The organism is Lactobacillus panisapium (genome assembly GCF_019469265.1).
Taxonomy (GTDB): domain Bacteria; phylum Bacillota; class Bacilli; order Lactobacillales; family Lactobacillaceae; genus Lactobacillus; species Lactobacillus panisapium.
This window is the reverse complement of sequence record NZ_CP048268.1, coordinates 1,292,182-1,314,513: the sequence shown is the minus strand read 5'-3', so window position 1 is coordinate 1,314,513 and position 22,332 is coordinate 1,292,182. Positions and strand designations below refer to the sequence as shown.

At 38.1% G+C, this 22,332-nt stretch carries 22 protein-coding genes; 20 read left to right on the top strand and 2 right to left on the bottom strand.

The window, feature by feature from the left end:
- Nucleotides 1-3 precede the first annotated feature (3 nt).
- From GYM71_RS06180 to GYM71_RS06165, 4 genes are read left to right on the top strand one after another with little or no spacing between them, the layout of a single operon-like run.
- A complete protein-coding gene (locus tag GYM71_RS06180) occupies nucleotides 4-870 on the top strand; it encodes a polyprenyl synthetase family protein (RefSeq protein WP_103751814.1) in 867 nt (288 codons plus the stop codon).
- Nucleotides 871-1,683, top strand: coding sequence for a TlyA family RNA methyltransferase (locus GYM71_RS06175; RefSeq protein WP_220219832.1), 813 nt, complete (start codon nucleotides 871-873; stop codon nucleotides 1,681-1,683).
- A 9-nt stretch (nucleotides 1,684-1,692) separates the two neighbouring features.
- Nucleotides 1,693-3,378 carry a DNA repair protein RecN gene (recN, locus tag GYM71_RS06170; RefSeq protein WP_220219831.1) on the top strand — a complete coding sequence of 562 codons (1,686 nt, stop codon included), beginning with the start codon at nucleotides 1,693-1,695 and terminating at the stop codon, nucleotides 3,376-3,378.
- Nucleotides 3,375-4,238 carry a GNAT family N-acetyltransferase gene (locus GYM71_RS06165; RefSeq protein WP_220219830.1) on the top strand — a complete coding sequence of 288 codons (864 nt, stop codon included), beginning with the start codon at nucleotides 3,375-3,377 and terminating at the stop codon, nucleotides 4,236-4,238. Before recN ends, GYM71_RS06165 begins: the two co-directional genes overlap by 4 nt.
- An 87-nt stretch (nucleotides 4,239-4,325) precedes the next feature.
- Here the strand turns inward: GYM71_RS06165 and GYM71_RS06160 are convergent, their stop codons facing one another.
- Nucleotides 4,326-4,601, bottom strand: coding sequence for a hypothetical protein (locus tag GYM71_RS06160; RefSeq protein ID WP_103751810.1), 276 nt, complete (start codon nucleotides 4,599-4,601; stop codon nucleotides 4,326-4,328).
- Between the two features lie 209 nt (nucleotides 4,602-4,810).
- On the opposite strand from GYM71_RS06160, the gene gmk reads away from it, so the two are divergent.
- The 10 genes from gmk (at nucleotide 4,811) to GYM71_RS06110 (ending at nucleotide 15,348) form a co-directional block, all read left to right on the top strand.
- The gene (gene gmk / locus GYM71_RS06155) at nucleotides 4,811-5,425 is read left to right on the top strand and encodes a guanylate kinase (RefSeq protein ID WP_103751809.1); all 615 of its coding nucleotides are present in this window, start codon (nucleotides 4,811-4,813) and stop codon (nucleotides 5,423-5,425) included.
- Between the two features lies 1 nt (nucleotide 5,426).
- The gene (gene rpoZ / locus GYM71_RS06150) at nucleotides 5,427-5,645 is read left to right on the top strand and encodes a DNA-directed RNA polymerase subunit omega (RefSeq protein WP_103751808.1); all 219 of its coding nucleotides are present in this window, start codon (nucleotides 5,427-5,429) and stop codon (nucleotides 5,643-5,645) included.
- A gap of 63 nt (nucleotides 5,646-5,708) precedes the next feature.
- On the top strand, nucleotides 5,709-8,108 hold the full coding sequence (priA, locus tag GYM71_RS06145; RefSeq protein ID WP_220219829.1) for a primosomal protein N': 2,400 nt from the start codon (nucleotides 5,709-5,711) through the stop codon (nucleotides 8,106-8,108).
- 15 nt (nucleotides 8,109-8,123) lie between these two features.
- Entirely contained in the window at nucleotides 8,124-9,065 is a 942-nt protein-coding gene (gene fmt, locus GYM71_RS06140) for a methionyl-tRNA formyltransferase (RefSeq protein ID WP_220219828.1), read from the top strand.
- A complete protein-coding gene (gene rsmB, locus GYM71_RS06135) occupies nucleotides 9,055-10,377 on the top strand; it encodes a 16S rRNA (cytosine(967)-C(5))-methyltransferase RsmB (RefSeq protein ID WP_244986804.1) in 1,323 nt (440 codons plus the stop codon). The genes fmt and rsmB overlap by 11 nt, the downstream gene beginning before the upstream one ends.
- A 4-nt stretch (nucleotides 10,378-10,381) precedes the next feature.
- Complete coding sequence (locus GYM71_RS06130) at nucleotides 10,382-11,128, top strand: Stp1/IreP family PP2C-type Ser/Thr phosphatase (RefSeq protein WP_220219827.1); 747 nt, start codon at nucleotides 10,382-10,384, stop codon at nucleotides 11,126-11,128.
- Nucleotides 11,128-13,110: a Stk1 family PASTA domain-containing Ser/Thr kinase gene (gene pknB / locus GYM71_RS06125; RefSeq protein ID WP_220219826.1), complete on the top strand. Its 1,983-nt coding sequence runs from the start codon at nucleotides 11,128-11,130 to the stop codon at nucleotides 13,108-13,110. Before GYM71_RS06130 ends, pknB begins: the two co-directional genes overlap by 1 nt.
- Nucleotides 13,107-14,000 (top strand): ribosome small subunit-dependent GTPase A, encoded by an 894-nt coding sequence (gene rsgA, locus GYM71_RS06120; RefSeq protein ID WP_220219825.1) that lies wholly within the window; start codon nucleotides 13,107-13,109, stop codon nucleotides 13,998-14,000. Before pknB ends, rsgA begins: the two co-directional genes overlap by 4 nt.
- An 8-nt stretch (nucleotides 14,001-14,008) precedes the next feature.
- Complete coding sequence (rpe, locus tag GYM71_RS06115) at nucleotides 14,009-14,662, top strand: ribulose-phosphate 3-epimerase (RefSeq protein WP_220221188.1); 654 nt, start codon at nucleotides 14,009-14,011, stop codon at nucleotides 14,660-14,662.
- Nucleotides 14,662-15,348, top strand: coding sequence for a thiamine diphosphokinase (locus tag GYM71_RS06110; protein WP_220221187.1), 687 nt, complete (start codon nucleotides 14,662-14,664; stop codon nucleotides 15,346-15,348). The genes rpe and GYM71_RS06110 overlap by 1 nt, the downstream gene beginning before the upstream one ends.
- Nucleotides 15,349-15,470: 122 nt before the next feature.
- On the opposite strand, the gene rpmB is transcribed toward GYM71_RS06110, so the two are convergent.
- Nucleotides 15,471-15,656: a 50S ribosomal protein L28 gene (rpmB, locus tag GYM71_RS06105; RefSeq protein WP_046307139.1), complete on the bottom strand. Its 186-nt coding sequence runs from the start codon at nucleotides 15,654-15,656 to the stop codon at nucleotides 15,471-15,473.
- Nucleotides 15,657-15,822: 166 nt separating this feature from the next.
- Between rpmB and GYM71_RS06100 the strand changes: the two genes are divergently transcribed.
- The 6 genes from GYM71_RS06100 to GYM71_RS06075 all read left to right on the top strand — a co-directional run bounded on the left by GYM71_RS06100 (nucleotide 15,823) and on the right by GYM71_RS06075 (nucleotide 22,331).
- Entirely contained in the window at nucleotides 15,823-16,185 is a 363-nt protein-coding gene (locus GYM71_RS06100) for an Asp23/Gls24 family envelope stress response protein (protein ID WP_103751800.1), read from the top strand.
- 21 nt (nucleotides 16,186-16,206) lie between these two features.
- Nucleotides 16,207-17,865 carry a DAK2 domain-containing protein gene (locus GYM71_RS06095; RefSeq protein WP_220219824.1) on the top strand — a complete coding sequence of 553 codons (1,659 nt, stop codon included), beginning with the start codon at nucleotides 16,207-16,209 and terminating at the stop codon, nucleotides 17,863-17,865.
- Nucleotides 17,866-17,867: 2 nt separating this feature from the next.
- A complete protein-coding gene (gene recG, locus GYM71_RS06090) occupies nucleotides 17,868-19,904 on the top strand; it encodes an ATP-dependent DNA helicase RecG (protein WP_220219823.1) in 2,037 nt (678 codons plus the stop codon).
- Nucleotides 19,905-19,922: 18 nt separating this feature from the next.
- Nucleotides 19,923-20,921 carry a phosphate acyltransferase PlsX gene (gene plsX / locus GYM71_RS06085; protein WP_220219822.1) on the top strand — a complete coding sequence of 333 codons (999 nt, stop codon included), beginning with the start codon at nucleotides 19,923-19,925 and terminating at the stop codon, nucleotides 20,919-20,921.
- A 34-nt stretch (nucleotides 20,922-20,955) separates the two neighbouring features.
- The gene (gene acpP, locus GYM71_RS06080; protein ID WP_103751796.1) at nucleotides 20,956-21,198 is read left to right on the top strand and encodes an acyl carrier protein; all 243 of its coding nucleotides are present in this window, start codon (nucleotides 20,956-20,958) and stop codon (nucleotides 21,196-21,198) included.
- A gap of 119 nt (nucleotides 21,199-21,317) precedes the next feature.
- A complete protein-coding gene (locus tag GYM71_RS06075) occupies nucleotides 21,318-22,331 on the top strand; it encodes an ABC transporter ATP-binding protein (protein ID WP_103751795.1) in 1,014 nt (337 codons plus the stop codon).
- Nucleotide 22,332: the final 1 nt, after the last annotated feature.

The window sequence follows — 22,332 nt, the reverse complement described above, 5'->3', positions numbered from 1 at the left end:
AAAATGAACTTTACAGAATTTAAGAACAAATGGACAAGTGTCATCGATGAGTATTTAGCTACCCATTTAAAAGAAGATATTGATGACAAGCAAATTAGTCAAATTATGTCTTATTCGGTAATGGCTGGTGGAAAGAGATTACGGCCACTGCTTTTTCTGGCAACAATTAATTCCTTAGGTAAAGAAATCGGACCAAAGGAGATACAGATCAGTTGTGGAATTGAATTAATTCATACATACTCATTAATTCATGACGATCTTCCAGCCATGGATAATGACGATTATCGTCGTGGCATGCTTACTAGTCACCGCAAATGGGGTGAAGCTGAAGCTATCTTAGCTGGGGATGCACTGCTACCTTTGGGCATTCAGTGGATTGCTGAAGGAAGTAATTCAATTGCATTAGTTAAAATTATTACCGCTGCAATTGGCGCTAATGGCATGGTTGGTGGTCAATATTTGGATATTGACTCAACTAATAACCAAGCTGTTGCTGATAATGAAAAACTGATTGATCGGATGGAATGGCTTAAGACCGGATGCTTAATCGAAGCTTGTGTTGAAATGGGCGCTGTCTACGCTGAAGCTGATGAGCAAAGCAAAGCCAAATTACTGGCCTTTGCAAAAGATTTTGGTCGCTCATATCAAATTTATGATGACCTGGTAGATATTACTGAAACAAGTCAAGAAGCAGGTAAAAAGACTCATAAAGATCAAGAAAGTGGCAAAAATAACACTTTGACAGTTTTAGGAGTTGAAAAAAGTCGCCAAGAATTATTACGTTTAACCATTCATGCCAAGTCAACATTGGTTGGATTAAATGGCCTAATTTTAGCTGGTTTTCTTGATTTATACCAAAAGGTGCTTTAAATGACAAAAGAGAGAGCAGATATTTTACTGACCAAGCAGGGACTTTTTCATTCACGAAATCAGGCACAGCGTGCAATCATGGCTGGCCTAGTTTCAGATCATAATCACCAACGAATTGATAAGAGTGGGACTAGTTTTCCTATCGATGAAAAATTTTACCTTAAAGATTCTGGTAAAAAATACGTATCCCGTGGTGGTTTTAAGCTCGAAAAAGCACTAAAATCTTTCAAGATTGATCTAACTGATAAAATATGTTTGGATATTGGCGCTTCAACTGGTGGCTTTACCGATGTGGCGTTAAAGAATCATGCCAAACTAGTGTATGCACTTGATGTTGGTTATAATCAGCTTGCCTGGCAATTACGGGATGATCAACGTGTGGTTGTAATGGAAAAGCAAAATTTCCGTTATAGTAAACCAGAAGATTTTACTCTTGGGTTGCCTGACTTTGCGATGACTGATGTATCCTTTATCTCGCTGGATTTAATCATGCCCCCAATGTATCAGATTCTACAAAATGGCTGTGATGCTGTTTGCTTGATTAAGCCGCAATTTGAAGCGGGTCCCGAAAACGTTGGTAAGCATGGCATTGTCCATGATCATGCTGTGCACTGCGCTGTTATTGAACACACAGTGGCAAAAGCACGTGAGATTGGTTTTAATGTTTTAGATGTTGATTATTCCCCCATCAAAGGTGGTAAGGGAAATATCGAATTTCTGATTCATTTGCAAAAAAACGAGGCAAATGGTGGCAAGTGCTTGTGGACGCAAACACCTGAAGACGTTGTTAGACGGGCAATTTCTGAATTGTAGGAGAAGACAATGTTAGTTGAGCTGGATATTAAGAATTTTGCTATTATTAAAGCGTTAAAAGTTCGTTTTCAAGAACACATGACGGTTTTAATTGGTGAAACTGGTGCAGGTAAATCAATTATTATTGATGCTGTTTCATTGCTAATGGGTGGCCGTGGGCAAAAAGAAATGGTTCGAAGCGGTGAAAAAAAGGCTGTAGTAACCGGTCTTTTTGAAATTGGGGAAGACTCTCAAAAAATAACCAATTTATGTGAAAAATACGGTTTACCTGATTCAGATGGTCAACTGGTTATTAGTCGTGAGTTAGCAGTTAAGGGCAGAAATGTTGTTCGAATTAACGGACAGTTGACGACCATTAACGTGTTACGTGAGCTTGGTAACTACCTTGTTGATATTCATGGTCAAAATGATCAACAAATTCTAATGGACCAGGATCGTCAAATTGATTTAGTCGATAATTATGCTTCGGATGAATTTAAAGACCAGCTAAAGCAGTATCAAGATGAGTTTGTAACTTGGCAAAAATTAACGGACCGGTTAAACCACTTAAAAAGTGATGCACAAGAACTAGCCCAAAAGCAGGATATCTTAACCTTTCAAAATGAGGAGTTATCTTCAGCAAATTTGACTGATCCTAACGAAGACGAACAGCTGGAAGAAGAATATAACGAGCTTAACAATTATCAAAAAATTGTCGATACTGCTAATTATTTGATGCAGCTTTATGATGATGAAGAACATGGGATTGAAACCTTAGTTGGCAACGCACAGCAAGCAGCTAATGATTTGACTACGTATGGCAGTAAATTTAAAGACATTGCTAAGACGATTGACGATGGTGTTTATGCATTGAGTGATGCCCGCAGTGAGCTTTCAAATGTCTTGGATGAAATGGACTTTGATGAAGAAAGATTCCAGTACGTAACCAATCGGTTGGACTTGCTTAATTCATTGAAGAAAAAATACGGACCGAGTTTACAAGATGTTTTTGCTTTTTATGAAAAAGTCAAAAAAGAATTAGGTCAATATCAAACGGGCGGTTTAGACGAAGAAAAGCTGCAAAAAAGTGTTACTGCAATAGAGCAAAAATTGACCGAAAGAGCTGATAAATTGCACCAAGCTCGTGAAAAGGTGGCCCGTTCACTTGAAGAAAAGATAAAGCAGGAATTAGCAGACCTATATATGGCTAAAGCGCGGTTTGCAATTGCTATTTCATCAACTAAGACTTTTACTAAAAAGGGAACGGATGAAGTTGTCTTTTTAATTGCACCTAATCCCGGAGAAGATTTGTTACCGTTAGTTAAAATAGTTTCTGGTGGTGAACAATCACGTTTGATCTTAGCACTTAAAGCTATTTTTAGCCGTGTAGAACCTGTAGGCACAATGATATTTGACGAAATTGATACGGGTGTTTCTGGTCGGGTTTCGGCTGCTATTGGTGAAAAATTGCATTCAATTGGTGAACACAAGCAAGTGATTGCGATTACGCACTCCCCGCAAGTAGCGGCCGCTAGTGACCAAAAATATCTGGTAGCTAAACAAGTTAAGGATGGCGCAACTTATACGCAAATTGGGCCACTGACACAAGAAGAAACTGTAACTGCAATTGCGGAAATGATGGCTGGAAGCGATGTTACCCAAGCGGCGAAGCAAAATGCGAAAGACCTAATGAGGAGTTTTAAAAAGAAAAAATGAAATACTTTGAAAAGGTAACTCTTAATGAAGCTGAAATTTTACTTGCCCAAAAGCTAACCGCCAGTGTACGTGCAGAAGACAGCACATATAATGAAATTTATTTAAGTAACCAATATAATTATTTTCCCGACATGCCAACATTTGTCTATGCGCTTGATAATGGCAAGATGGTTGGATTGACAATGTTATATGCTGATGAAAAGCCCACTGACGAAGTTGAAGTGCACGTGGAAGTCTGTCCTAGATATCGCCGGCAAGGTATTGCAAGGGAAATGATAAAGCGGGCAGAAAAAATCATGAATAAATATGGTTATTTTGATTATTGTTTTGTTTCTGAAAAACCATTTATTGATAATAATCCGGATTTTTTAAAGAATACGAACTTAAAAATTGATGATCATGATTACCACATGGAAACTACCAATCCAAAGTCAATCGATAAAGAAGATATGTTCAATCAAGTTTTGGCAGTTCGTGAAATGACCAAAAGTGATATCAAAACGGTTGTTGACTTATATAGCGAAGCATTTGCTGAAAGCATTGAATCGTCAACGAAATATGTTACTGAAGGCTTTAAAGATAAAGAAAAAATCAATTTTGTATTAACTGATCATAGCAAGATTGTTGGCTACTGCGCTATTGATCCTGGCTCATCTGATTATTTCTTTGGTCTGTTTGTTGCTAAGGACTTTTGCGGTCACGGCTATGCCACGTTTTTTATTAAAAAAATGATGGCAATAAGACAAGAAAAAGGTATGAAAAAGTTTGTTCTTGATGTGGAACCGGACAATCAAGCGGCAATTCATGCCTACCAAAACGCAGGTTTTCAAATTAAAAGTGAAACTTTCTATTTAAATTAAGAAAGTAAAACAACGAAAAGCCCAAGAACTCCATTAAGTTCTTGAGCTTTTTTAGTGCATAATATTTTATAGTTAAATTAACAAACCTTAATCCAAATCAATTCTGAAAATATTGTCCAGGTCGATTACTTTCAGTAATTTACAGTCAGCCGATCTTAAAACGAACCTGCCGGCCGAAACCTGTTTAGTAATCTGGCCAATTTCGCTACTGCCATCTTGATAGCTGATTAAAGCGTAGGCGCGATGCAATAAGGCATATTGTAAAGAAGATAATATTTCACTGTGAAACTGATTATAGATACTCAGTCTGTCGTCGTCATAATCAAATAAGTAATGATAGATTTTCTTAAGTGAGTTTTTCATCAAATCAACCCTCAGTAAATTTCGAACATCTGTTTGACTATTTATATTATAAGAACATTTGTTTCGAAAAACAAGCTTTTTATTTAAAGTTTTTTGTTTAAGAGTGTAAACTTGTGCTCAAAGTATAATACAACAATAATGATCGAACTTGAAAAACTTGCGCATTTAGTGCAAACTAGACATATTAGCTTTTTATAGGGGAGTATGGCATGGCAGAAAAAGGTTTGTTACTTGTCCTTTCGGGTCCTTCAGGAGTTGGAAAAGGTACCGTTAAAAGTGCAATTGTAGAAAATAAGGTTTTTCCTTTCGAATATTCGGTTTCGATGACTACGAGGAAGCCGCGACCAGGTGAAGTTGATGGTCGAGATTATTATTTTGTTAGTGAAGAGCAATTTCAGGAAGCTATTAACCAGGGGAAGCTTTTAGAATATAATAATTACGTAAATCATTTTTACGGTACACCGCTTGATCCTGTTCAAAAGATGTTGAATGAAGGTAAGGATGTCTTACTGGAAATTGACGTTAATGGTGCTCAAAAGGTGCGAGAAAAAATGCCAGATGGTGTTTTTATCTTCTTGACACCACCTGATTTGCACACTTTACACTTGCGTTTAGAAAATCGTGGAACAGAATCTGAAGATGTCATTATGGGTCGAATTAAGCAGGCACGTAATGAAATCTTAGTTATGCAAGATTATGATTATGCAGTTGTAAATGATACTGTTGCTAACGCCGTTGATCATATCAAGGCAATTGTTGATGCAGAACACGTTAGCGTTAAAAGAGTAATTGATACCTATCGTAAGATGGTCAGGGAGGATTAAAATGAGAGTTACATACCCATCAATTGATAAATTATTGGCACAAGTTGATTCACGCTATTCTTTATCTGTACTTGCTGCCAAGAGAGCACATGAGTTAGAGGCTGGCGAGCCAGAGGCATTAAAAGAATACAAATCACAAAAGCCAGTTGGTAAAGCCCTTGAAGAGATTGAAGCCGGCAAAGTTACCGTCGATTCAAGTCATCGTGAGGTTAATCAGTAATCGGTTAAATTATATGACCTCCATCCCAATGAGATGGAGGTCATTTTTACTAAAGGTGATTTAATGATTGCGCAAATAATTGTAGATATTGCGGCAAAGCAAACAGACCGCATTTTTGAATATCATGTTCCAGATGAACTAGATGAAGTCGAAATTGGTTCTCGCGTTTTTGTTCCGTTCGGTTCACGCAAGTTGCAGGGCTTTGTTGTAGGTTTAAGTGAAAAAAGTCAATATCAAGGTCAGCTGAAAGATTTGCTTTTAGTAGTGGATGAAATGCCGCCATTAACAAATGAACTAGTGGACCTATCCAAGGCACTGGCAAAGCGAGTATTTTCTTATCGCATTTCAATTTTAAAAACCATGCTTCCGCGAGTGATGCGGGCAAATTACCGTAAAGTATTAACACCGGTTTCTGATCAAGCAAAGGCGTTACCCTTTTTTCAAGGTGATCCAATTGATTTAACTAAAGTTACTGATAATCGTGAAATTGCGTATATCCGTAAACTTCTTCGCAATGATGAGGCCAAGGTTGAATACATCGTTGAAAATCGTGCTAAAGTAAAAACGGAAAACGTTTATTCGCTACCGTTAGCGCAAAAAGATTATCTTGCTTTTTATGAAGAACTCAGAAGTAACGCGGTTAAACAAAAACAGCTGCTTACGTTTGTGATTCAGCATTATGATGAGTTTCCGTTGAAACAAACTTTGATAGAAAAACAGGCTGAAATTAACACGGCGACTCTTACTAGTGCTGTGAACAAAGGATGGTTACGTAAAGATCGGGCAGAAATATACCGTGATCCCCTAGCTGGTTTTGCAACAGCTACTAAAAACCATCATCAAGTTGTATTAAATGATAATCAAACAGCTGCTTTAGCTCAAATCACCCCTGCCATTGAAAACAAAAAAGCACAAACCTTTTTGTTGGAAGGAATTACTGGCAGTGGGAAAACTGAAGTCTATCTTAATGCGATTAGTAAAACCCTTGCTCTCGGTAAAAATGCCTTGATGCTGGTACCGGAAATTTCATTAACTCCCCAAATGGTTGAACAAGTTAAAGATCGCTTTGGAGATCAAATTGCCGTCTTGCATAGTGGGTTATCAGAAGGTGAATTGTACGATGAGTGGCGCCGAATTCGCCGCGGAGAAGTTCGCGTAGTTGTTGGCGCACGCAGTGCCGTTTTTGCACCATTAACGAATATCGGGTTAATTGTAATTGATGAAGAACATGAATCTTCTTATAAGCAAGAGGATAATCCGCGCTATCATGCCCGTGATGTTGCAATTTGGCGTAGCAAGTATAATTCGTGTCCGTTAGTGTTAGGCAGTGCAACGCCTTCTCTTTCGAGTCGTGCGCGAGCACAAAAGGGTGTTTATCAGTTATTATTATTACCGCAGCGGGCAAATAATAAAAAACTGCCTGAAGTTCATTTAGTAGATCTTAAGCAAGCTGATTTTGCAGGAAATCAGCTAGATTTGTCTGTCCAATTAGTGAAAGCAATTGAGGATAGATTAGCTAGGCATGAGCAAATAATTTTAATGCTTAATCGCCGCGGTTTTGCTAACTTTATGCTCTGCCGCGAATGTGGTTATGTTATGAAGTGTCCCAACTGTGACCTCTCGTTAACGATGCACAAGGATACGCACCAAATGCAGTGTCATTATTGTGGCTACTCGACTTCAATTCCGCGTGAGTGTCCTAATTGTAAAAGTAGCAGAATTCGGTTTCTTGGGACAGGTACACAAAAGGTGCTGGAAGAATTGAATGAACTTCTGCCCGAAGCCAAAGTATTGCGAATGGATGTGGATACTACAAGACGCAAGGGTGCTTATAAAAATATCTTGGATGCGTTTGGTAATCATGAAGCAGATATATTGCTGGGAACGCAAATGATCGCAAAAGGGCTTGATTTTCCAAATGTTACCTTAGTAGGCGTGGTAAATGCGGACACAGGATTATGGGTCCCGGATTATAACGCTTCTGAGCGCACTTTTGAATTGCTCACACAAGTTGCTGGACGTGCTGGACGTGCTGAAAAAACGGGCGAGGTCATTATTCAAACTTTTAATCCAGATCACTATGCTATTAAACTAGCTAAAAAACAGGATTATGAGCATTTTTATGCGTATGAAATGCGGGTTAGGCATGCTGGAAACTATCCCCCGTATTTTTACACGGTTTTGATTTCAGTCGCATCTAAAAATGAACAAAATGCTGCGCGCGAAGCCTTTAGGATAAAAAAGCAACTTCAGAGTCATCTGCATTCGGAAACAATCATTTTAGGTCCAACGCCAAGTGCAATTTCTCGTCTAAAAAACCAATATTACTATCAAATACTGGTAAAATATAAAAAAGAGGACAATTTGAACAATTTGTTGCACCAAATTCAAGATTCTGCACAAAAAGTTAAAAAATATGGTTTAAATATCTATATTGATAATGAACCTGAACGCATAATGTAAAGGGGAAATTTATAAATGACATCAGTAATTTTTATGGGGACACCTGAATTTTCAGTTCCAATCTTAAAGGGACTAGTTGCAAATGACTATGAAATTAAGGGCGTTGTTACTCAACCTGATAAAAAGGTTGGTCGCAAGCAAACACTGACCAAGACGCCAGTAAAAGTTGCCGCTGAAAGTTTGGGACTACCAATTTTCCAACCAGTAAAGCTTTCCCGCTCACCTGAAGTGGAAGAACTAATTCAAATGCACGCTGATTTAATTGTTACTGCTGCTTACGGTCAATTTTTGCCTACCAAGTTTTTAAATTCGGTTAAAATTGCGGCTATTAATGTACACGGGTCGCTTTTACCAAAATACCGTGGTGGAGCACCAATTCAGTACTCATTAATAAACGGTGATACCGAAACCGGAATAACTATCATGGAAATGGTAAAAGAGATGGATGCTGGTGACATTTATGCCCAAGAAGCCATCAAAATTGCGGATAATGACACAACTGGCAGTATTTTTGCTAAGTTGTCGATTGTTGGTCGTGATTTATTACTGCAAACTTTGCCGCAGATAATTGCTGATCCGTCTAAAAAAACGCCACAAGATGCAAGTAAAGTGGTTTTTTCACCTAATATTAGTAAAGCCCAGGAAGAAATCAAACTCACTATGACCGCAACGCAGGCTAATAACCTGATTCGTGGACTTAATCCCGATCCAGGTGCTTACATACTTGTTGATGGTAAACGACTAAAAGTCTGGCAGGCTGCTGTTAGTTCTACCACAACTGATTTACCAGCGGGCTCCTTGGTTGCAAACAATAATTGTTTTGCGATTAGTATGGCTAAGAAAACAGTTTTAGAGCTTAAAGAGATTCAGCCAGCGGGCAAGAAGAGAATGGATGTCAAAAGCTTTTTAAACGGACAAGGTGGTAAATTTAAAGTAGGAGATCAAATTGCTAAATAAAAGTGCGCGCGCAGTTGCATTAGAAACTTTAATTCGTATTTTGTGTGATGGTTCGTACTCCAATATCAGCTTAAATAATAGTTTGCGATCAACGAATCTATCACAAGCTGATCGTAATTTTGCCACAAGACTAGTTTATGGTACGGTTCAATATAAAATCTTTTTGGATTATCAATTACAGGATTTAATTAAAACTAAACTTAAGGAAGAGTATCTGAAGCCGTTACTTCTAATGTCGGGTTATCAGCTCATTTTTATGGATAAAGTTCCTGATCGTGCCGTTTTAAACGAGGCGAATTTGCTAGCAAAGAAATTTGGCAAAAAAAATTCGACTGGATACAAAATCATTAACGGTATCTTGCGTTCGTTAATTCGCAGAGGGACTGTTTTACCTGAAAAAAATAATTTAGTCCATTATTTAAGTGTAAAAGAGAGCACGCCTAAATGGTTAGTAGAATATCTGATTAGTCACTGGGGTGAAAAGCGCGCTGGCAGTATTTTAGCCAGCATTAATGAAACCGCGAAGAATACAGTGCGCGTTTCTAGTTTAGCTAATCCTGATGAGGTATTTTCTAAATTAACAGAACTTGATTTTGCACCACAAAGATCACAATTGTCTGATGATGTCTTTGTTCTTAGTCGAGGTGGTATCGTAAATTCTACTTTGTTCAAGAAAGGCGAATTGACAGTTCAAGATGAAGCTGCTAGTTTGGCTGTAAGTGCATTTGACTTTATTGGTGATGAGAATGTTCTTGATGCATGTAGTGCACCGGGTGGTAAAACCGTTCAAATAGCTGAAAAAATACCTACTGGTCAAGTAATTGCCTTGGATATCCATGAAAATAAGCTTCGCTTAGTTCGTCAAAACGCGACACGAATGAATGTAATTGACCGCGTAAAAACGATGGCTATGGATGCTCGTAAAGCCGATGAATCATTTGACCAACAACAATTTGATAAAATTTTAGTTGATGCGCCATGTTCCGGCTTAGGCTTGTTAAGACGAAAACCGGAAATTAGGTATAATAAACATCCAGCTGATTTAAAACAATTACAGCAAATTCAGTTGAATATTCTTGACCACGTGTCTAAGCTATTAAATGAAAGTGGTGAATTGGTTTATTCAACTTGTACGATTGCTACTGAAGAAGATGAAGAAGTAGTCGAGAAATTTTTAGAGCAGCATTCTAAATATCGGTTACAGTCTTTTAAAGCAGGTAATCTTGAAGCTCCAAATGGGATGCTTAAAATTTTACCTGATAGTTATAATAGTGACGGCTTTTTCATTGCCAAGTTTGTGATGCGAGGTTAAAGTTTTGATAAAAACAGCATTTGCTTCCAGTATTGGTCGGATACGGAAAAGTAATCAAGATTTTGTTCAAGTTTTTGAAAATAAAAGTAATGTAACAATGGCGATTGTCTGTGATGGCATGGGTGGCCACCAAGGTGGGGATGTTGCCTCAACGATGGCTGTCAGTCATCTCGGACATAGTTTTAGCATGACTGATTTTAACGATTGTGTTAGTGCGCATAAATGGCTGGATGTGCAATTGAGCTCTGAAAATGAAACAATCTTGCGCACCGCTGATCGCTTTCCTGATCTAAATGGAATGGGGACAACAATTGTTTTAGCAATTGTATTCGATCACCAAGCCCTGATTGCTCATTTAGGTGACTCAAGGGCTTATGGCTATTCTGATGGTCAATTTACACAATTAGTAGAAGATCACTCACTAGTTAATGAATTAGTGAAAATGGGTCAGATTACCAAGCAACAAGCAAAAAATCACCCACAAAAAAATATCATTACGCAATCACTAGGTGTTTCCAGTACGGTTGACCCTGAGTTTTGTCAAATCGATTTAAAGGATAATGACCTGATATTATTGTGTACTGATGGTTTGACCAATTCCTTAAGCGATCCGCAAATTCAACAAATTTTGGCTACTAAGGGCTTATCGCTTAAAGACCGTTGTCATAAATTAATTAATGAGGCTAATCGTTTAGGTGGTGGAGACAATATCACAGTTTGCCTAGTGCTAAATGAAGGCGGTGATGACTAGTGATCAATAAAGGATATTTATTAGGTGACCGTTATCGCATCCTTGATACGCTGGGTGAAGGTGGAATGGCTAATGTTTATTTAGCAGAAGACATCATTTTGCAGCGCAAAGTAGCAGTTAAAATCTTAAGGTTGGATTTGCAAAAAGAACCGCAGACATTGGCTCGTTTTCAGCGTGAAGCCCTCGCGACTAGTGAACTAAGTCATCCAAATATTGTCATGGTTCTCGATGTCGGTACTGATCAGGGATTACCTTATATGGTAATGGAATACGTTGATGGCCCAGACTTAAAGGACTATATATTACAAAATTCGCCCCTAGATTTGCATGATGTTATCCGAATTATGGATCAAATTTTAAGTGCGATGGCATTGGCTCATAAGCATAATGTGATTCACCGTGACTTAAAGCCGCAAAATATTCTCATGGATAAAAGGGGAAATATTAAAATAGCGGATTTTGGGATTGCTGTAGCCCTGAATCAAAATTCAATTACCCAAACTAATTCTGCTCTTGGTTCTGTTCATTATATGTCGCCCGAGCAGACTCGTGGCGGCTTAATTACTAAGCAGTCTGATATTTATTCTTTAGGTATTATTCTTTACGAATTAATAACCGGTTCGGTTCCGTTCAACGGGGATTCGGCAGTCGCGATTGCACTTAAGCATGCCCAGGAGCCAATTCCTTCTATTAAGGAAAAAGATGCAAATGTGCCTCAGGCACTTGAAAATGTTGTGCTAAAAGCAACAGCCAAAGACCCGCGTGACCGGTATGCTTCTGCTAGGGAAATGCAATCAGATCTTGATACTAGTTTAGATCCAGCCCGCGCAGATGAACCCGTTTTTGAACCGACTCATGGTGTCAATGACGATGAAACTATTATTTTGCCTAATTTCAATGCTAAGTCTAAGCTAAAGTCAACTGAGCAAAAGGTTGAAGATGAGATTGAGCAAAACGAAGAAAAAGAATTACCTAAAAAGACAAACTTTTTTCAAGCATTGCGCAATCACAAATGGTGGTGGCTATTTGTTGGCTTGGCAGCAATTTTAGTAGTCGTCTTAATGTTTTTTGTTGTTACTAATAATAGTCGCAATGATATTAGAATTCCAGATGTGACTAATTTATCGGAAGACCGTGCCCGGCAACAAATTGAAAATGTCGGTCTCAAAGTGGGACAAATTAAGCACCGAAATTCTAACAGTATCAAACGCGGGAAAGTCATTCGAACTTCTCCAAGCGCAGGAAAAAGTTTGAAGAAAGGTCGCTTCGTTGATATTTATGTGTCAGACGGGGTGGGAATGGTCCGCGTACCTGATGTAACCGGACAGGCATATGAAAGAGCCGTCTATAAGTTAGAAAAAATGGGCTTTGACGTTATTCGCGAAAATCAATTCTCAGATAATGTTCCCGTCAACCACGTAATTTCGCAAAGTATTGCGGCAGATGTTGAAGTAAAACCGGCAAGGACAACAATTACGTTAGTTGTCTCTAAAGGTAGAGATGACAATGATCGGCGCAAGAGTGTAAAACTACCTAACTTTAAAAATTATTCTCTTAAGGCCGTCCAAGAATTCGCTCATAAACATGAATTGATTTTACAAGTCACACCAACGTATTCTAAACGGGTGAAAAAGGGTAATATCATTTCGATGAGTCCATCTGCTGGTACAGAGGTTCCTAGAGGAAGTACGATTGTTGTGAGTGTTTCGGAAGGGCCCAAGGCTGAAAGAGACTCTACGGTTATTAAGACGTTTACGATTACCTATGAAGACGATGATGACGATGACTCATCAAACAAGCGCGGCAATCACGTTCAGATTTATATTGCGGATGATAATCATTCGATTGATAATATTTATCGTGATTTATACATTAAGCGGGATGTTAATTTCTCAATTCCATTTTTGCTGAAGAACCATTCTGGTGAATTACGAGTTGTTCGCGATGGACAAACCATCCTGAATGAAAAGGTGACTAAATGACGAAGCAGACTGAAGGAATAATTATTGGCTTAATTGCCGGTTTTTATGATGTTCAAACTAAGGATCAAGTTGTGCGGACACGAGCACGCGGACTTTTTCGGAAAACCAAAATGAAGCCTGTTGTGGGTGATCGCGTCAAAATTCAAATAGATGAGCAAGGAACAAGTTACTTAGTCGAAGTTTTACCACGAACGAATCTGATCGGTCGTCCAGCTCTTGCCAATGTTGATCACGTTTTATTGGTAATGTCGGCAGTTGAGCCTGATTTTTCCTTGCAGCTGCTTGATCGCTATTTAACCTTTTTCTCTTGGCAAAAAGTGGCAGTTAGCATTTACCTTTCAAAAAGTGACCTGATCGATGCAAACAGGTTTAATGAGATTAGTAAAAGCTTAGCTTACTATGTCAAAATTGGTTACCCTGTTTACTACAAATGGGAAGATTTGGCTGCTAAGTTACCCTTAGCCATTACTTCTGCGCAAATCTGGACACTGGCTGGACAATCGGGTGCCGGGAAATCCACCCTAATTAACCACCTGAAAAAAGACCTTAAACAGAAAACAGGAGCAATTTCTACTAGCTTGAATCGGGGTAAGCATACGACTAGAACTGTCCAGTTGTTTAAATTGGGTGAGGGCTTTTTGGCTGATACTCCGGGATTTTCCGCACTTGATTTTACGCCGATTAAAATTAATGAATTATGCAACTATTTTGTTGAATTTAAAAAAGCAAGTGCTAAATGCAAGTTTAGGGGCTGTCAGCATTTAAAAGAGCCTAAATGTGAAGTGAAAAAATTAGTAGAAGAAAAACAATTTTTGCAAAGTCGTTATGATGATTACCTATTAATGCGGTCAGAAATTGAAAATGGTCGCATTCCTGAGTATTTGAAGTAAGGAGAATAATTTTGATTGCACCTTCGATTTTAAACATTAATAATTTAGATTTGATTAAAGACATCCAAGTTGCTGCAGATGCAGGAATAACTCGCTTTCACATTGATATCATGGATGGCCATTTTGTTCCTAATTTGTCACTTGGACCTCAGGTAGTTAGCGACTTTAAGAAAGCTTTCCCTGATCTGGAAGCAGAAGTCCATCTGATGAGTGATAATCCAGATGATCTTGTTCCAGCATTTATTAAGGCAGGAGCTGATCTTATTCTGCTTCACTATGAAGCAATTAATGAAGAAGATTTAAGCAAATGGATTGCATTTTTGCATGCAAGTAAAGTTAAAGTGGGACTGGTCTTAAACCCTGATACTCCAGTTTCTGTCTTGGCTAAATATAGTGCTTTAATTGATCAAGTTCTGATTATGACCGTATATCCGGGCTTTGGCGGACAAAAGTTTATTTCCGAATCATGTTCTAAGATTGAAGAAGCCAAGAAAATTATTGGCGATAATGTTCCAATCGAAGTAGACGGTGGAATTAATGATGAAACGGCACAGCTAACTAAAAAGGCTGGTGCGGAAATTTTTGTTGCCGGTTCATATCTTTTCTGTCAAGACAGCATACCCCAGCAAATTACTAAATTAAGACAGAGTATTGATGAATGATGAAAGCAATAGCGTTATTGGGTGCGCCGAAGGATCAATGGCCAACTGATTTGACGGCACTGTTAAAGCAAGCTGGGCAAAATGGCGAGTTTTTGATTGGCGTTGATCGGGGCAGCATCTTGTTGCGGGAATTGGACTTAAAGCCAGATTTAGCAGTTGGAGATTTTGATTCTTTAAAGCCGCAGGAACTTTCGCAAATAGAGCAAACAGTGGCAGATATCCGCTATTCGGTACCTGAAAAGGATCTGACTGATACTGAATTAATGATTAGATATGCGTTTGAAGATTACGGGGCAGAGTTTTTAACCCTCTTTGGATCGACTGGTGGCCGTCTTGATCATTTTATGAATAACTTACTGATGGTATTAAAACCAGAATTTAGTGCTTATACGGAAAAAATAGCAATCGTCGATCAGCAAAATGAAATTCAATTTTATCGGCCTGGAACTTATACCGTAAAAAAATTACCCGGCTATAAGTATTTTGGTGTTATTAACTTAACGCCTGTTCAAAATTTAAATATCAGTGGGGCAAAGTATCATTTAACTGGTTACAACAGTCCCATACCCGTTTCTTTTGGCTCAAACGAGTTTTTACCGGCAAGTGAGACATTTAATCTGGCTTGTGATCAAGGTGTTTTAGCCGTTATACAGTCAAAAGACCTTGATCGCTACCAAAATATTTAGCAAAAAACCATTTTTCAATTTAATTAGCATTTGTTATCAGCTCAATAAAAAGAAAAATGGTTTTTTATGTTTAATTTATAAAATAAAAAACTGACAGATAAATCTGCCAGTTTTTATCGTTATTACGCACGAGTTACTTTACCAGACTTCAAAGTCTTAGTTGAAACCCATACACGCTTTGGTTTACCATCAACAAGAATACGAACTTTTTGAAGGTTTGGCTTCCAGGTACGACGTGATGAATTCAAAGAATGTGAACGCGTGTTGCCGAAAGTGGTCTTTTTACCAGTTATATAATCTTTTGCCATTTGCTAAACCTCCTTTATTTGTGTTTTCATACTAAACTAAGATAGCATATCCTTAAGATCTTTGCAACCGTAAAAGTATTTTTTATAAATGGAATTTTGCATTAATACTTGATTACTATGATAAAATAGATTCATAATATTGAGAACAATGATACGGAGGATAAACATGGCTGTTAAAATCAAAACAAAAGATGGCTTGATTGACATTTCTAATGGAGTAATTGCAATTGTCGTTGGTAGTGCAGCTACATCCAATTATGGCGTTGTCGGGATGGCATCAAAGAATGCTATTCGAGACGGTTTTGATGGAATTCTAAATCGAGCAAATTATAAACGTGGTGTTGTTGTTAAGTCAGAAGATAATAAAATTACGGTTGATGTTTATATAATTGTTGGTTACGGACTAAAAATTTCAGAAGTTAGCCGTAACGTACAAACTAGCGTCAAGTTCAATTTGAAGAATCAACTTGGAATTGATACGAAAGCTGTTAATGTCATCGTTCAAAGTGTTAAAGTGCTTGATGAATAACTCAAGCGGAGGGTAAGAATATTGGTTTTAAAGGAAATAGATAGTAAAAAGTTTAGAGATATGGTTCGTGTGGCCACGCATCGACTTGGACGTAACGCAGAGTTTATTAACTCCTTGAACGTTTTCCCAGTTCCGGATGGAGACACTGGTACTAATATGAATTTGACTATTGAAAGCGGCGCGAAAGCTGTTAGTGAAAATACTAGTACAAGTGTTGGCGACTTAACTGAAAGTCTTGCCAAGGGAATGTTAATGGGTGCTCGCGGCAACAGTGGGGTCATTTCTTCACAACTCTTTAGGGGTGTTTATAAAGCTACCCAAGGCATGAAAACTTTAAATGCTCAAGAGCTTGCAAATGCTTTTTCAAATGGTGTTGCAACTGCATACAAGGCTGTTATGAAACCTGTTGAAGGGACTATTCTAACTGTTGCCCGGGTTGCTGCCCAAGAAGGTGCTAATAAGGCCAATGAAACTGACGATGTTGAAGAAGTAATGAAGGCAATTGTAGAGGGGGCAAAAGCTGCTCTTAAGACGACCCCTGATTTATTACCAGTCTTAAAACAAGTTGGGGTGGTTGATTCAGGTGGTCAAGGCTTGCTCTTCATTTATGAAGGTTTCTTAGAAGGTTTATTAGGAGAAAACTTTGCTGATCGTTATCAGCCTGATGAAGGTGAAATGGATGAAATGATTAATGCCATGCACCACCAATCAGTTCAATCCCAACTATCTACTCAAGATATAGCTAATGGTTATTGTACGGAAATCATGGTTGACTTGACTGCTGATGTTCCTAATAAAAAAACTTTTGACCTTGAAGAATTTAGAGCGCACTTGTCACAAATAGGTGATTCTTTATTGGCCGTTTCCGATGATGAAGTTGCTAAAGTCCATATTCATACTGAGCATCCAGGTGCTGTCTTTGAATACGGCAAGCAATTTGGCCAACTAGGTAAAATTAAGATTGACAATATGCGGATTCAGCACGAGACAATCGTTAATATCAGTGAAGAAGAGCAAGAAAGTGTTGATTTTGCTGTAATTGCTGTTGCTTCAGGTAACGGCATTCGTAAGCTGTTTGAAAGCGAAGGAGTCAATAGAATTATTTCTGGTGGTCAGACGATGAACCCATCTACCCAAGACATTATTGACGCAATTAAAAAATCTGGTGCTAAGAAGGCGATTGTTTTACCAAATAATGGCAATATCGTGATGGCCGCTAAGCAGGCTGCTGAAGTAAGTGATATACCTGTTGGCATTGTTCCAACTAAAACTATTTCACAAGGTCTGACTGCAATGCTTTCCTTTGATGCTGATGATTCTCTTGACGATAACGTTGAGAGCATGACAGATGCTTTAGAAGATGTTGTTTCTGGTGAAGTGACTAAGGCGAACCGTGATACGACAATTAATGGTGTAGAGATTCATGAAAATGACTATCTCGGCATCATTGACGGTGACATTCAGGTTGCGGAAACGGATTTGATTAATTCAACGATTGATATGGTTGAAAAAATGCTGGATGAAGATTCCGAAATCATAACAATTATGTTTGGTCGGGATTCTAACAAAGAAGAAGCTAACCAAGTTGCAGAGGCACTTAAGAACAAGCATGACGATCTTGAATTTGAAATTCATAATGGTGGTCAACCTGTCTACAATTTCTTGATTTCTGTTGAATAAAAATGAATACAAAGAAGTTGTTTGCTCCTGTCACTGACTTAAAAGGTGTCGGTACAAAAACTGCGGCTGCACTTGGAAGTTTAGGCATTTACAGCATATATGATTTGTTATTTTATTTTCCTTTTCGCTACGATGAACTGCAAACGATACCTCTTGATCAGATCATGGATGGTCAAAAGGTAATGCTGAAAGGAATAGTAGCAACTGAGGCTTTTGTCAGTCGTTTTGGTTATAAAAAAAGCAGACTTAGTTTTAAAATAAGAATTGACCATGATGTTGTCATGGTCAATTTTTTTAATCAACCTTGGTTAAAGGACAAAATTACAATTGGCAAAGAAGTGGCTGTTTATGGCAAGTATAATGCTTCTAGACAAAGCTTATCTGGCTTTAAATTTGTCGCTAGTAAAGAAAATGATAGTGGAATGGCGCCAATTTATTCGGTTAACCGCAATATCCGGCAAAAAAAGCTTGTTGAGTTAATAAATTTAGCTATTGAAGATTTTTTACCTGAAGTTGAGGATATCGTTCCGGAATCATTGAGAAATAAATACAGATTGCTTTCTGAACAACAGATTATCGTTCAGATGCACCATCCTAAGAATGCACGAGAAGCGCAGCTAGCAAAAAGAAGTGCAATTTTTCGTGAATTCTTTATTTTCCAAACAGAATTGGACCAATTAACTAGTCAAAATAAGCACAATCGTGGTATTGCCAAAAAATATGATTTAACTGAAATAGCCCGGCTGACTAAAGAATTGCCATTTGAATTATCTGCTGACCAGAAAGAGGTAATCAATGAAATATTTGCTGATATTCATTCAACTAGACAGATGAACCGTCTTTTACAGGGGGATGTTGGTTCGGGAAAGACAATTGTTGCTATTTATGTCATTTATGCTGCGATTACTGCAGGTTTTCAAGCGGCTCTGATGGTGCCAACGGAAATTTTAGCCACGCAGCATTTTAAAAAAATTGATGAGTTACTCCGACCATTTGGAGTTAGGTGTGCTCTATTAACTGGGACTACCAAAACTTTAGAACGACGGGAAATTTATCGCGAATTAACAGATGGTACAATTAATGTTGTAGTTGGAACTCACGCTTTAATTCAAGCAAAAGTAATCTTTAAGAACTTGGGGGTTGTCATTATTGATGAGCAGCACCGTTTTGGTGTCAGTCAAAGGCAAACTTTAATAAATAAAGGTAATGTACCTGATGTTTTGGCAATGACCGCGACACCGATTCCGAGAACATTAGCCCTAACTGTCTACGGCGATACCACTGTTTCTGAAATACGTCATTTGCCTGCTGGTCGTAAGCAAATAAAGTCTTCTTGGAAAACTAGTGGCCAAATGAAGGAAGTCTATCAATTGATGCGCGAGCAATTGGCGCAGGGCTTCCAGATTTACGCAGTTACACCGTTAATTACCGAATCTGAGGCATTGGATTTAAAAAATGCAGAAGAGCTTTTTGAAAAATTAAGTCACGATTTTCCTGACCAAAAAGTAGTACTTCTTCATGGTCAAATGCCTGGCAACAAAAAAGAGGACATTATGGCTGCCTTTGGGGCAGGTCAAATAGATATCTTAGTGACAACCAGCGTAATTGAAGTAGGGGTTGACGTGGCAAATGCCAATATGATGGTGATCTATAATGCTGATCGCTTTGGTATTAGTCAATTGCACCAACTTCGAGGTCGAATCGGTCGAGGCAGCACACAAAGTTATTGTATTTTTCTGGCTGATCCTAAAACGGAGGCAGGAAAATCACGCATGAAAATCATCGCTTCGACAACGGATGGTTTTAAGCTTGCCGAGGAGGATTTGAAGATGCGTGGTGAAGGAGATTTGTTTGGTAAAGCACAGTCTGGTCTGCCGGAATTCCAGGTCGGCAACGTAGTGAATAATTATGAAACTTTGGTGGTTGCGCAAAAAGAAGCACAGGAATTAATCAAAAAAGATCCAAATTTAACAAATTCTACGCATAAAAATTTACAACAAGTGCTAGAATATAAACAATTACAGCAAGAACGTACTTAGAAAAGATTGTGGTGACAAATGAGAACAATTGCAGTTGATGCAATGGGTGGCGAGAATGCCCCCAAAGCTATTGTCCAAGCCGTTTTGCAAGCAAAGGCTGAATTAACCGACACTAAATTTATTTTATTTGGTGACCAAAAAAAAATCAGAAAACTGGTTGGCTCTGATCAAGATCGGATTGAAATTGTAGCAACATCCGAAATCATTAATGATGAGGATGAACCAGTAAAAGCAATAAGGACTAAAAAAGATTCGTCTTTAGTCGTTGCTGCACAATTTGTGAAGCAAGGCAAAGCAGATGCTTTGTTGTCTTTAGGAAATACGGGTTCAATTCTTGCTTGTGGTATTTTCATTATTGGACGAATTAAAGGTATAGCACGACCAGGGTTTATGCCTACGTTACCGGTTAAAAATTCGGATGATGGCTTTAACATGATTGATGTTGGTGCTAATGCTAAAAGCAAACCTGAATACCTTTTAACTTGGGCTAAAATGGCATCGTATTATGCAGAAAAAGTACGGGGTGTCAAAAATCCGCGCGTTGCCCTTCTTAATAATGGTTCAGAAAGCGATAAGGGAGACGATTTGCATCAATCTGCTTATCAATTGCTACTCGATAGTGACCTTAACTTTGTTGGTAACATTGAAGGCAATGAACTTTTGGAAGGCAAGGCCGATGTAGTTGCAACTGATGGCTTTACTGGAAATGCAGTTTTAAAAAATATTGAAGGCACATCTTCTGTTTTAATCCATTTATTAAAAGATAAGTTGCTAAATAGTGGTTTTATGGTTAAAATTGGAGCTTTATTAATTAAAAAGGCATTGAAGGGATTGGTTTCTAAGTTTGACGTTGATAAATATGGCGGAGCAGTTTTACTTGGAGTTGATGCTCCAGTAGTTAAGACGCATGGCCGTTCAGATCAACGAGCAGTTTACTTTACGATTAAGCAAATTGATAAAATACTAAAAGAAAATATTATCGGAGAATTTAGAAGCGAATTTGCGGTTAAAAACTAACGGAATTAACTAATAGTAACAAGGAGAAGAAATGATGACCGAAGAAGAAATTTTTACCAAGATTAGAGATATTTTGGCAGACAATTTTGAAGTTGATAAAGATAAAATTACAAAGGAAACCAATTTTACCAATGATTTGGATGCAGATTCAATTGATCTTGTTGAATTCATCTTGCAGCTTGAAGATGAATTTGGCTCAGAAATTTCAGATGAAGATGCTGAGAAAATAAAAACAGTGGGAGATGCGGTTAATTATATTGCAGCTCACCAAAAATAATTTCTAAAATATTGATTTGGCATTTGCATGTAGCCGATTTGATGTATATAATTAGAAATTAAATAAATTTATTAAGTATCTTTAATAAATCTGTTGAAAATTTGAGAGGGGAATGGCCTTTGGAAAAACAAAGTGATCTCTTGCTAGATATCCAGCATTTGCATACTGCTTACCGATTACAAGGAAAATTTTATGATGCTGCCGATGATATTAATATAACTCTGAAGCGTGATGAAATTTTATCAGTCGTAGGTGAATCTGGCTGTGGTAAGAGTACAATAGCTGCAAGTATAATTGGTCTGTATGACCATAAAAATACAAAAGTAACTGGTGATATTTTATATAATGAATTGAATCTCGTAGGTTTAAATGAAACCTTGTTTGATAAGATTCGTGGTAATAAGATCGGAATGATCTTCCAAGATCCTCTTGCAAGTTTAAACCCATTAATGCGAGTTGGCGATCAAGTTGCCGAAACGCTTTATTATCATACGGATATGAATGAAAAAGAGCGTCATGCTCGGGTAATTGAACTTTTTAATCAAGTTGGTATGCCTAAGCCTGAAGAAACTTATTCAATGTATCCATTTGAGCTTTCAGGTGGTTTGCGTCAACGGATCGTTATTGCGATGGCAATTGCATGTAAGCCAGAAATTATTATTGCTGATGAACCAACTACTGCTTTGGATGTTACTATTCAGGCCCAAATTTTGGACTTGCTAGAAGATATTCAACGTCAGTCACATTCTGGTATTATTTTAATTACTCATGATTTGGGTGTTGTTGCTGAAACTGCTGACCAAGTTGCTGTTATGTATGCTGGTCAAGTAGTTGAAAAAGCCGATGTTAAGACTATTTTTGAGCATCCACTTCACCCTTATACTCGCTCACTTTTAAATTCAATGCCTCAATCTGAAGATGAGGATGAGGATTTACACGTTATTCATGGAACTGTTCCTTCATTGCAAAATATGCCGCGTGAAGGTGATCGTTTTGCGGCTAGAATCCCATGGATTCCAGCAAGTGCGCACGAAAAAGATCCAGTCATGCATGAAGTTGAACCAGGACACTGGGTAAGATGCACGTGCTGGAAGACGTTCCACTTTCAAGATGCTGAAGCAAGTGGGGAGTAAT

Excerpts from the sequence above, each read along its gene's own strand:
- GYM71_RS06180 (WP_103751814.1), top strand. The coding sequence starts at position 4 with ATGAACTTTACAGAATTTAAGAACAAATGGACAAGTGTCATCGATGAG.
- GYM71_RS06175 (WP_220219832.1), top strand. The coding sequence starts at position 871 with ATGACAAAAGAGAGAGCAGATATTTTACTGACCAAGCAGGGACTTTTT.
- recN (WP_220219831.1), top strand. The coding sequence starts at position 1,693 with ATGTTAGTTGAGCTGGATATTAAGAATTTTGCTATTATTAAAGCGTTA.
- GYM71_RS06165 (WP_220219830.1), top strand. The coding sequence starts at position 3,375 with ATGAAATACTTTGAAAAGGTAACTCTTAATGAAGCTGAAATTTTACTT.
- GYM71_RS06160 (WP_103751810.1), bottom strand. The coding sequence starts at position 4,601 with ATGAAAAACTCACTTAAGAAAATCTATCATTACTTATTTGATTATGAC.
- gmk (WP_103751809.1), top strand. The coding sequence starts at position 4,811 with ATGGCAGAAAAAGGTTTGTTACTTGTCCTTTCGGGTCCTTCAGGAGTT.
- rpoZ (WP_103751808.1), top strand. The coding sequence starts at position 5,427 with ATGAGAGTTACATACCCATCAATTGATAAATTATTGGCACAAGTTGAT.
- priA (WP_220219829.1), top strand. The coding sequence starts at position 5,709 with ATGATTGCGCAAATAATTGTAGATATTGCGGCAAAGCAAACAGACCGC.
- fmt (WP_220219828.1), top strand. The coding sequence starts at position 8,124 with ATGACATCAGTAATTTTTATGGGGACACCTGAATTTTCAGTTCCAATC.
- rsgA (WP_220219825.1), top strand. The coding sequence starts at position 13,107 with ATGACGAAGCAGACTGAAGGAATAATTATTGGCTTAATTGCCGGTTTT.
- GYM71_RS06110 (WP_220221187.1), top strand. The coding sequence starts at position 14,662 with ATGAAAGCAATAGCGTTATTGGGTGCGCCGAAGGATCAATGGCCAACT.
- rpmB (WP_046307139.1), bottom strand. The coding sequence starts at position 15,656 with ATGGCAAAAGATTATATAACTGGTAAAAAGACCACTTTCGGCAACACG.
- GYM71_RS06100 (WP_103751800.1), top strand. The coding sequence starts at position 15,823 with ATGGCTGTTAAAATCAAAACAAAAGATGGCTTGATTGACATTTCTAAT.
- recG (WP_220219823.1), top strand. The coding sequence starts at position 17,868 with ATGAATACAAAGAAGTTGTTTGCTCCTGTCACTGACTTAAAAGGTGTC.
- plsX (WP_220219822.1), top strand. The coding sequence starts at position 19,923 with ATGAGAACAATTGCAGTTGATGCAATGGGTGGCGAGAATGCCCCCAAA.
- acpP (WP_103751796.1), top strand. The coding sequence starts at position 20,956 with ATGACCGAAGAAGAAATTTTTACCAAGATTAGAGATATTTTGGCAGAC.